This window comes from Pseudooceanicola marinus (assembly GCF_002786295.1).
GTDB classification, from domain to species: domain Bacteria; phylum Pseudomonadota; class Alphaproteobacteria; order Rhodobacterales; family Rhodobacteraceae; genus Pseudooceanicola; species Pseudooceanicola marinus.
In genome coordinates, this window is the sequence record NZ_PGTC01000029.1 from 310195 (window position 1) to 320309 (window position 10115).

At 63.0% G+C, this 10115-nt stretch carries 14 protein-coding genes; all 14 read right to left on the bottom strand.

What is annotated here, in order from left to right; all coding sequences use genetic code 11:
• Positions 1-95: 95 nt before the first annotated feature.
• Positions 96-569 carry an acyl-CoA thioesterase gene (locus CVM50_RS20890; protein WP_085890230.1) on the bottom strand — a complete coding sequence of 158 codons (474 nt, stop codon included), beginning with the start codon at positions 567-569 and terminating at the stop codon, positions 96-98.
• 273 nt (positions 570-842) lie between these two features.
• Positions 843-1463: a 2OG-Fe(II) oxygenase family protein gene (locus CVM50_RS20895; protein WP_085890231.1), complete on the bottom strand. Its 621-nt coding sequence runs from the start codon at positions 1461-1463 to the stop codon at positions 843-845.
• 350 nt (positions 1464-1813) lie between these two features.
• Positions 1814-2227 carry a 50S ribosomal protein L16 gene (gene rplP, locus CVM50_RS20900; RefSeq protein WP_085890232.1) on the bottom strand — a complete coding sequence of 138 codons (414 nt, stop codon included), beginning with the start codon at positions 2225-2227 and terminating at the stop codon, positions 1814-1816.
• A 12-nt stretch (positions 2228-2239) separates the two neighbouring features.
• A complete protein-coding gene (gene rpsC, locus CVM50_RS20905) occupies positions 2240-2962 on the bottom strand; it encodes a 30S ribosomal protein S3 (protein WP_085890233.1) in 723 nt (240 codons plus the stop codon).
• The gene (gene rplV / locus CVM50_RS20910) at positions 2962-3342 is read right to left on the bottom strand and encodes a 50S ribosomal protein L22 (protein WP_085890234.1); all 381 of its coding nucleotides are present in this window, start codon (positions 3340-3342) and stop codon (positions 2962-2964) included. The genes rpsC and rplV overlap by 1 nt, the downstream gene beginning before the upstream one ends.
• Positions 3343-3345: 3 nt before the next feature.
• Complete coding sequence (gene rpsS, locus CVM50_RS20915; RefSeq protein ID WP_008281873.1) at positions 3346-3624, bottom strand: 30S ribosomal protein S19; 279 nt, start codon at positions 3622-3624, stop codon at positions 3346-3348.
• Positions 3625-3627: 3 nt separating this feature from the next.
• Complete coding sequence (gene rplB / locus CVM50_RS20920) at positions 3628-4467, bottom strand: 50S ribosomal protein L2 (protein WP_085890235.1); 840 nt, start codon at positions 4465-4467, stop codon at positions 3628-3630.
• Positions 4468-4714: 247 nt separating this feature from the next.
• Entirely contained in the window at positions 4715-5569 is an 855-nt protein-coding gene (locus CVM50_RS20925; RefSeq protein WP_143515674.1) for a hypothetical protein, read from the bottom strand.
• 190 nt (positions 5570-5759) lie between these two features.
• On the bottom strand, positions 5760-6440 hold the full coding sequence (locus tag CVM50_RS20930; protein WP_085890237.1) for a spermidine synthase: 681 nt from the start codon (positions 6438-6440) through the stop codon (positions 5760-5762).
• Positions 6441-6549: 109 nt separating this feature from the next.
• The gene (locus CVM50_RS20935) at positions 6550-6846 is read right to left on the bottom strand and encodes a 50S ribosomal protein L23 (RefSeq protein WP_085890238.1); all 297 of its coding nucleotides are present in this window, start codon (positions 6844-6846) and stop codon (positions 6550-6552) included.
• Complete coding sequence (gene rplD / locus CVM50_RS20940) at positions 6843-7460, bottom strand: 50S ribosomal protein L4 (protein WP_085890239.1); 618 nt, start codon at positions 7458-7460, stop codon at positions 6843-6845. The genes CVM50_RS20935 and rplD overlap by 4 nt, the downstream gene beginning before the upstream one ends.
• A complete protein-coding gene (gene rplC, locus CVM50_RS20945; RefSeq protein ID WP_085890240.1) occupies positions 7457-8299 on the bottom strand; it encodes a 50S ribosomal protein L3 in 843 nt (280 codons plus the stop codon). The genes rplD and rplC overlap by 4 nt, the downstream gene beginning before the upstream one ends.
• A 16-nt stretch (positions 8300-8315) precedes the next feature.
• A complete protein-coding gene (gene rpsJ, locus CVM50_RS20950; protein WP_179747236.1) occupies positions 8316-8642 on the bottom strand; it encodes a 30S ribosomal protein S10 in 327 nt (108 codons plus the stop codon).
• Between the two features lie 297 nt (positions 8643-8939).
• Positions 8940-10115, bottom strand: a 1176-nt coding sequence (gene tuf / locus CVM50_RS20955; RefSeq protein WP_100148433.1) for an elongation factor Tu, incomplete at its 5' end; no start/stop codon positions are given.

A 10115-nucleotide genomic window follows, 5' to 3' on the forward strand; every position in this document is an offset into this window, starting at 1 on the left:
CGCATCCGCCATGCGTCAACAGCACAAGGGCAGAATAACCACGCCGCCGCGCCGACAGGGCCGAAACACCGTGTTCGCCGGCCGTCTCGGGCGCCTCAGCCCTCGGTGGCGCGCTGCATCTCCTCCGCGAACTCGCGGCGCAGCTTCTTGCGGATCTGGGCCGCGCGGTGGCGTTTCTCTTCCTCCGCCGTCAGCACCTGCAGCTCGGGCACCTCCACCGGGCTGCCGTCCTCGTCCACGGCGACCATGGTGAAGTAGCACGAATTGGTGTGCCGCGACTTGCCCGAGCGGATCTCCTGCGCCTCCACCCGCACGCCGATCTCCATCGAGGTGCGCCCGGCGTAGTTCACCGCGGCGCGGAAGGTGACCAGTTCGCCCACATTGATCGGTTCCTTGAACATCACCTGATCCACCGACAGCGTCACCGCATACTGCTTGGAAAACCGCGAGGCACAGGAGAAGGCCACCCGGTCGAGCAGGTTCAACAGGGCGCCCCCATGCACCTTGCCGCTGAAATTGGCCATGTCGGGGGTCATCAGGACGGTCATGTCGAGCTTGCGGGGGTCCATGGGATCTCCTGGGCGAGGTTATCCGCTGGTCATGCCGCAAAGCGCGCCCGGGGACCAGCGCCAAGCGCCTTCGCCGGCCCCATCGAGCCCGGGTGCGGCAGGGGCGCCACCCGGTTAGGCGCAACCGGGGGGCTCCGCCCGTGATCGCCTCAAACGGTCCCCCGGACCGTTTGCCGGCCCGCTACGCGGCCCGGACCGAGGGGCTCCGCCCGTGATCGCCTCAAACGGTCCCCCGGACCGTTTGCCGGCCCGCTACGCGGCCCGGACCGACGATCACACCCACTTGTAGTTGAAGCTGACGGAGATGCGGTCCTCCTCGGACATGTTCATCGGCACCTCGTGGCGCAGCCAGCTTTCCCACAGCAGGACGTCGCCGACCTGCGGATTGACGTAGATGAAGGGCTGAAGCTCCTCCGGCGCGGCCTTCTTCCGGGTCGGCGCGGCCATCATCATCTGCAGGCGCGGGTCCTCCAGCTTCAGCGCCGAGGTGTCTTCGGGCATGGCCACGTAGGTGGTGCCGGAGATCACCGAATGCGGATGGATATGGCTGGAATGGGTGCCGCCCTCGGGCAGGATGTTGATCCACAGATCCTCCAGCTGCAGGCTCCCCTCGCCCAGGTCGAAGCCCAGCTCCTCGGCGAAGGCCGCGACATGCAGGTCGAGGGCCTGCTTGACGTCCTCGAAGATCGGGAACCGCCAGGGCAGGTCGGTCAGAGAGGCATAGGAGGTGTAGCCGGGGTAGTCATTGGCCTCGCACCACTCCTGCCCCGCCTCGTCATCCTCGGCGATGGAGTAGCAGCTGGCCTCCAGCTCGGAGGTGTCGACCTGCGGCCCCTTCTCGGCCAGGGCGGCACGGTAGAGACGGGTGACGAAGAGAGAGCGGATATCGGACATGGTCGGGCACCTCGGCGCAGATGGGTTGCTGCCGCCATAGCCTGCCCGCGCGCCGCGCGAAAGCCCCTGCGCCTGCGACCTCGTGGCCGCCCCTCCGGTCTGCCCTGCCACGGGCCGCCCAGGCGCTCCTTCCCCAGCTCCCGCGACGCCCGCCTCCCAGGCGCCCCCTGCCTCTTCTCCTTGCCAAAAATATCCCAAGCGGTGTCGCCAACGGCGACGGGGGCAGAGCCGCCCTGCCCCCGACCGCTCGACAACGCAGCCCCGCCGCACCGCACAAAGCAAAACCCCCGCCGATTGCTCGGCGGGGGTTTCGGATTTCGTGGGGTGGTGGGGTTACCCCCACCCTCCGCTTACCAGTCCTCGCGAACGACGACGCGGGTCTTGATCGGCAGTTTCATCGACGCCAGGCGCAGGGCCTCGCGTGCGATGTCTTCCGACACACCGTCGATCTCGAACATGATCCGGCCGGGCTTGACCTTGCAGGCCCAGTAATCGACGGAACCCTTACCTTTACCCATACGAACTTCGACGGGTTTCGAGGTCACGGGGGTATCCGGGAAGATGCGGATCCAGACACGGCCCTGACGCTTCATGTGGCGCGTCATGGCACGACGGGCTGCCTCGATCTGACGCGCGGTGACGCGTTCCGGCTGGGTGGCCTTGAGGCCATAGGTGCCGAAGTTCAGGTCGGAGCCGCCTTTTGCCTGGCCGTGGATCCGGCCCTTGTGCATCTTGCGGAATTTTGTGCGTTTCGGTTGAAGCATCTTTCTGTCTCCTTACCGGTCGCGATCGCGGCGGCCACCGCCGGCACCACGCGGAGCCGGACCGTCCTGCAGTTCCTGCGCCTTGCGGTCGCGGGCCTGCGGGTCGTGCTCCATGATCTCGCCTTTGAAGATCCACACCTTGATACCGATGATACCATAGGGGGTGGAGGCTTCGGCGTGAGCATAGTCGATGTCGGCGCGCAGGGTGTGCAGGGGCACACGGCCTTCACGGTACCATTCGGTCCGCGCGATCTCGGCACCGCCCAGACGGCCGGCGACGTTCACGCGGATGCCCAGGGCACCCATGCGCATGGCGTTCTGAACCGAACGCTTCATGGCACGACGGAAGGACACACGACGTTCCAGCTGCTGCGCGATGGACTCGGCCACCAGCATCGCATCGAGTTCCGGCTTGCGCACTTCGACGATGTTCAGGTGCAGTTCGCTGTCGGTCATGCGAGCCAGCTTCTTGCGAAGCACCTCGATGTCCGCGCCCTTCTTGCCGATGATCACGCCCGGACGTGCGGTGTGAATGGTCACACGGCACTTCTTGTGGGGGCGTTCGATGATCACGCGGGCAATACCGGCCTGCTTGCACTCATCCTTGATGAACTCACGGATCTTGACGTCTTCCAGCAGAAGATCACCGAAATCCTTGGTGTCGGCGTACCAGCGCGAATCCCAGGTGCGGTTGACCTGAAGGCGCATGCCGATCGGATTGACTTTCTGACCCATTAGGCTTGCTCCTCGACCTGACGCACCTTGATGGTGATTTCCGAGAACGGCTTCATGATCTTGCCGTAGCGGCCACGTGCCCGCGGACGGCCACGCTTCATCACGAGGTTCTTGCCGACCCAGGCTTCGGCGACGATCAGGTCGTCGACGTCCAGGCCGTGGTTGTTCTCGGCGTTGGCGATGGCGGACTGAAGGCACTTCTTCACGTCCTGCGCCACGCGCTTCTTCGAGAAGGTGAGGTCGGTCAGCGCCTTCTCAACCTTCTTGCCGCGGATCAGCTGAGCCACCAGGTTCAGTTTCTGCGGGCTGGTGCGAAGCATGCGCAGTTTTGCCATTGCTTCGTTGTCTGCCACGCGGCGGGGGTTCTTTTCCTGGCCCATGACTTACTTCCGCTTCGCTTTTTTGTCGGCGGCATGACCGTAGTAGGTCCGAGTCGGGGAGTATTCACCGAACTTCTGACCGATCATGTCTTCCGAGACGTTGACGGGGATATGCTTGTGGCCGTTGTAGACGCCAAACGTCAGACCCACGAACTGGGGCAGGATCGTCGAGCGGCGCGACCAGATCTTGATAACTTCGTTACGGCCGGATTCGCGTGCCGCTTCCGCCTTTTTCAGGACGTAAGCGTCAACGAAGGGGCCTTTCCAAACAGAACGTGCCATAGATTAGCGACCCTTCTTCTTCGCGTGGCGCGAGCGGATGATGTACTTATCCGTCGACTTGTTCGTGCGGGTTTTCGCACCCTTGGTCGGTTTACCCCAGGGCGTCACGGGGTGACGACCACCGGAGGTCCGGCCTTCACCACCACCATGGGGGTGGTCGATCGGGTTCATGACCACACCACGGACGGAGGGGCGGATGCCCTTGTGCCGCATGCGGCCCGCTTTACCGTAGTTCTGGTTCGAGTTGTCGGGGTTCGAGACCGCGCCGACGGTGGCCAGGCATTCCTGGCGGACCATGCGCAGTTCGCCCGAGCTGAGGCGGATCTGGGCGTAGCCACCGTCACGGCCGACGAACTGGGCGTAGGTGCCCGCGGCGCGTGCGATCTGGCCACCCTTGCCGGGCTTCAGCTCGATGTTGTGAACGATGGTACCGATCGGCAGGCCCGAGAAGGGCATTGCGTTACCCGGCTTGATGTCGGCCTTCTGCGAGGAGATGACCTTGTCACCGACGGCCAGACGCTGCGGCGCCAGGATGTAGGCTTTTTCACCATCGACGTACTGAATCAGCGCGATGAAGGCGGTCCGGTTGGGATCGTATTCGATCCGCATCACGACGCCTTCGACGTCGACCTTGTTCCGCTTGAAATCGACGATCCGGTACAGGCGCTTTGCGCCACCGCCACGACGGCGGGAGGTGATACGTCCGGTGTTGTTCCGGCCGCCCGATTTCGTCAGACCCTCGGTGAGGGCTTTGACGGGGCGTCCTTTCCACAGCTCCGAACGGTCGATCAGCACCAGCCCGCGCTGGCCCGGCGTCGTCGGCTTATACGACTTGAGTGCCATGCTTTCTGTCTTCCGTTTAGCAAGCGCCGCCTTCGTTTGGTCCGGTGTAAGTCGGGTCCGGTGCCACGTGGGACGGCTATGTATTGGGTATTTGCCGGACGGTTGGAAGTGCCGCCTCTGACAGACTACCCGGATGTTACAGGGCCCCGAAGGTCCCCAGGCTTCAAACACCCGAAGGCCCCGGAGCGAATCCGGGGCCGTCAGGATTGGGCGCGTATAGCAAGGGAGGGGTGGGGTGGCAAGGGGGTCACCCCACCGGAGCTGAGTACTCCTCAAAGTCGCTAGCATAGTCTTCCGCCTTCAAAACCGGAAGATCTTGGGCACGACTTTCCAAGTAGGCGGATAGATACCAGAGATTTTGATAGATAGTTTTATCAGTTTGGTAGTTCGCACCTCTGGCAACCAATGGGGTGAAGTACATGCGAAGCAACTTGTCACCGCCTTCCTCACATATTTTCTTCGCTAATGAGCTCAGAAAGTCGAAAGTCTGAGAGATGAACTCCGCGTCAATATCGGCAGCATGCTCGGCCAACCCCTCATTCCCAATGCGTGTCGCATCGTAGTGGATGATCATTCCAGCGTTGTGGGCAACCGAGTGCCGCAATACCCAGAGCTTATCCAGCGTTTCAATCTCCGAAGTTTCAAAAGGCTGAAACTGAAAAAGCTTCGCATATCTCTCGTTAACTTGAGAAGGACTATGCCATCCCAAAGTCGAATGCACCAACATCGATCCCAGCGTCGCGGTCCCGCTTCGGTTTGCAAGGAGCCGACTGGTGTCGGTCTCCAGCCATTTCTCCTTGAGAATTCTTGAATCCAAAAGTGATGAAGAGTCGACTGCAGTAGCCACAAAATCTTTCAGAAAGAATTCGAAAGATGCCATAAGCTGTCCGAAAAGAGCCAAATGAATTCTGTGCCGATGCTTTAGTGCGACACCGCCACGCGCAGTTGCGACAAGTCGATCATCATGGAAATAATTAGCGGCCAGCACATGGTTGCGGCCTTGAGAGTAGAAGAATGATCCGGGGCTTCTAACCCGCTTATCTTCGTCCCGAAGCACGTCGGCTGTGTCACGGTTCCAAGGGTCCGGTATTGGGAAAGCCACTCTATGCCTCCAACTCTGCATACGCTCTTGGGTCACTTAGAGCGAGACTCGGGAGGTCTTCCAACATTAAATTCTATCGCGACGCAAATTTTTCAATATCCGCTTCGATGGCCCTCCATGGAAAATGTAGGTTCTATTGAAGCAAGAGACTGCGCGCGGTTCTCGTCTAGAGACCTAGTCATCATCTACATCACCGCCCCTTCCGCACCCCCGTCCAGACCGTATGCCGTGACCCGCGCTTGGACCGCCCTGCCCTGACCCCCTCCTCCTTCACGTCGAAGTTTGCCCGCGCAAAGCGCTTGGCAAACTCGCGGCTCGGGTGAGCCGACCAGACCGCCAGCACCCCGCGCGGGGTCAGCGCGCGGTGCGCCACGCCCAGGCCGCCCTCACCGTAGAGCACGTCGTTGCCGTCGCGGGTCAGCCCGTCCGGCCCGTTGTCCACGTCCAGCAGGATCATGTCCCAGTGGGCCGTCACTGACGCGATCTCCTGGGCCACGTCGCCGGCGCGCAGCTCTACCCGGGGATCGGACAGGCAATCATCGAAGACCGGGGCCATCTCGTCTCTAGCCCAGCCGATCAGCTCGGACACCACCTCCGAGACGACGATCTGTGCGTCGGCCGGCGCGCGCTCCTGGGCCGCGCGTAGAGTGAACCCCATGCCGAGGCCGCCGATCAGGATGCGCGGCGCCGGACGGGCGCCCAGGCGGTCGAAGGACAGGGTGGCCAGGGCGATCTCCGATCCGCCGAGGCGGGAGTTCATCAGCTCGTTCCCGTCGCCCAGGCGGATGGAATATTCGGTGCCGCGCCGGAAGAGGCGCAGGATGTCGCCCTCGGGCGCGGGCGCCTCGGACAGGAGTTCCCAGGGGATCATGGCGGCCTCCGCTCGGCTGCGCGGACATGGGGCCCGCAAGAGAAAGGCCCCCCGCCTTGCAGCGGGGGGCCCTGTCATGTCGTGGCGTGGGTCAGACCCACGGGCCCGATCACAGACCGGTGGTCACGTCGATCGCGTTGCCCTCTTCGAGGGTCACATAGGCCTTCTTGACGTCTTTCCGCTTGCCCATCTGGCCGCGGAACCGCTTGACCTTGCCCTTGGTGACGGACGTGTTCACGGCCTTCACCTTGACGTTGAAGAGAGCCTCGACGGCTTCCTTGATCATCGGTTTGTTGGCGTCGATCGACACTTCGAAAACAACCGCGTTGGCCTCGGAGGCCATGGTGGCTTTCTCGGTGATGACCGGCTTGCGGATCACGTCGTAATGTTCTGCCTTGGCACTCATTTCAGGCGAGCCTCCAGAGCTTCGATACCTGCCTTGGTGATCACCAGGGTGTCACGCTTCAGGATATCGTACACGTTTGCGCCCATGGACGGCAGGACATCCAGACCGTCGATGTTGGCGGCGGCACGGGCGAAGTCCTCATTGACGGTGGCGCCGTCGATGATGAGCGCGCGCTTCCAGCCCAGGTTTGCAACCTGCTTGGCCAGGGCGGCGGTCTTGCCTTCGGATTCCGCGGCGTCGATGATGACCAGTGAGCCGGTGGCGGCCTTGGACGACAGCGCGTGCTTCAGACCCAGCTTGCGGAATTTCTTCGGCAGGTCGTGGGCGTGGCTGCGGGGCGTCGGGCCCTTGTAGATACCACCCTTGCGGAAGATCGGCGCCTTGCGGGAGCCGTGGCGTGCGCCGCCGGTGCCCTTCTGGCGATAGATCTTCTTGGTCGAGTAGCTCACTTCCGACTTGGTCAGCACCTTGTGGGTGCCGGCCTGCGCCTTGTTACGCTGCCAGCGGACAACGCGGTGCAGGATGTCGGCGCGCGGCTCCAGGCCGAAGATCTCGTCGTTGAGATCGACGGAATCGGCTGCCGAGCCGTCCAGTTTGATCACGTCGAGTTTCATTCGTCGCCTTCCTTCTTCTCGGCCTCAATGTCGGCCTCGGCCTCTTTGAGAGCGGCTTCCTCAGCGGCGGCTGCTTCGGCTGCGGCTGCCTCTTCGGCGGCCTTGGCTTCGGCTTCTGCGGCGGCGGCGGCTTCTTCAGCCAGACGCTTGGCTTCGTCGGCGGCGGACTTCAGGGCGGCCGGCAGAATGGCGTTCTCGGGGAACGGCTTCTTGACGGCATCCTTGACGGTCACCCAGCCACCCTTGGAGCCGGGAACGGCGCCCTTGATGAAGACCAGGCCACGCTCGCTGTCGGTCTTGACGACCTGCAGGTTCTGCGTGGTGACGCGGACGGCACCCATGTGGCCTGCCATCTTCTTGCCCTTGAACACCTTGCCGGGGTCCTGACACTGGCCGGTGGAGCCGTGCGAACGGTGGCTGATCGACACGCCGTGGGTGGCGCGCAGGCCGCCGAAGTTGTGGCGCTTCATGCCACCGGCGAAACCTTTACCGATCGAGGTGCCCGACACGTCGACGAACTGACCTTCGAAGTAATGGTCGGCGGTGATTTCCTCACCGACGGCGATCAGGTTGTCGGGGTCCACGCGGAACTCGGCAACCTTGCGCTTGGGCTCGACGTTGGCCGCGGCAAAGTGGCCACGCATGGCCTGCGAGGTGCGCTTTGCCTTGGCGGTGCCGGCGCCCAGCTGAACGGCGGAATAGCCGTGGGCTTCGGAGGTGCGTTGCGCGACGACCTGCAGCTTATCCAGCTGAAGGACGGTCACGGGGATCTGCTTGCCATCTTCCATGAAGAGACGAGTCATACCCACTTTTTTTGCGATGATACCGGAACGCAGCATTGTCTCGTTGCCTCCCTTACACCTTGATCTCGACATCCACGCCGGCGGCGAGGTCGAGCTTCATCAGCGCGTCCACCGTCTGCGGGGTCGGATCCACGATATCCAGGAGCCGCTTGTGGGTGCGGATCTCGAACTGGTCGCGGGATTTCTTGTCGACGTGAGGGCCACGGAGAACCGTGAACTTCTCGATCTTGTTGGGCAGCGGGATCGGGCCACGGACGGTCGCGCCGGTGCGCTTTGCCGTGTTCAGGATTTCCTGCGTGCTGGAATCCAGGACGCGGTAATCGAATGCCTTCAGCCGAATGCGAATGGTTTGGCTCATTTTGATAGCCTTTCGCGGCATTGGAGTTGATAGGACGAACAGGGCTCACCCCTGTCCCTCGTCGAACCCAGTCGGCGGACCCGCACAGGTATCTACGACCTGCTCTGGGCGCTCCGCCGTTTGGAATTGGCGCGGCATAGTCGCTTCCGAAACATCTGTCCAGAGGCAATCTGCCTTTCGGGGCCGGTAAGAGAGACGGCGGGGTTTCCCCCGCCGTTTCGAACCGGTGGTCCGCGGCGTCGGGCCAGGCCCTTGGCTGCGGCTGATCCTCGGATCAGGTGCCCGGAGCGGCCCCTGCGGACCGCTCCGAAGTCACCATCACTCGATGATCTTGGATACGACGCCGGAGCCGACGGTGCGGCCGCCTTCGCGGATGGCGAAGCGCAGGCCGTCTTCCATGGCGATCGGGGCGATCAGCTCGACACCGAACTTCAGGTTGTCGCCGGGCATGACCATCTCGGTGCCCTCGGGCAGGGTCACGGTGCCGGTCACGTCCGTCGTACGGAAGTAGAACTGCGGACGGTAGTTCGCGAAGAACGGAGTGTGACGGCCGCCTTCGTCCTTGGTCAGAATGTAGACCTCGGCTTCGAACTTGGTGTGCGGCTTCACGGAACCCGGCTTGCAGAGAACCTGGCCACGTTCCACGCCTTCACGGTCGATGCCGCGCAGCAGGGCGCCGATGTTGTCGCCGGCTTCACCGCGGTCCAGCAGCTTGCGGAACATCTCGACACCGGTGCAGGTGGTCTTCTTGGTGTCCTTGATGCCGACGATTTCCAGTTCGTCGCCAACGTTCACCACACCGCGTTCCACACGGCCGGTCACAACGGTACCACGGCCGGAGATCGAGAAGACGTCTTCGATCGGCATCAGGAACGGCTGGTCGACAGCGCGCTCGGGCTGCGGGATGTACTCGTCCACGGCGGCCATCAGTTCGCGGATCTTGTTCTCGCCGATTTCCGGGTCACGGCCTTCCATGGCGGCCAGGGCGGAGCCTGCGATGATCGGGATATCGTCGCCCGGGAAGTCGTACTCGGACAGCAGTTCGCGGACTTCCATCTCGACGAGTTCCAGCAGCTCCTCGTCGTCGACCTGGTCGACCTTGTTCAGGAACACGACCATGGCGGGGATACCCACCTGGCGGCCCAGCAGGATGTGCTCGCGGGTCTGGGGCATCGGGCCGTCGGCCGCGTTCACCACCAGGATCGCGCCGTCCATCTGCGCGGCACCGGTGATCATGTTCTTCACGTAGTCGGCGTGGCCGGGGCAGTCGACGTGCGCGTAGTGACGGTTCTCGGTCTCGTATTCCACGTGCGCGGTGGAAATGGTGATCCCGCGGGCCTTCTCTTCCGGCGCGCCGTCGATCTGGTCGTAGGCGCGGAAGTCACCGAAGTACTTCGTGATCGCCGCCGTCAGCGTCGTCTTGCCGTGGTCAACGTGACCGATCGTGCCGATGTTGCAGTGCGGTTTGCCGCGCTCAAACTTTTCCTTTGCCAT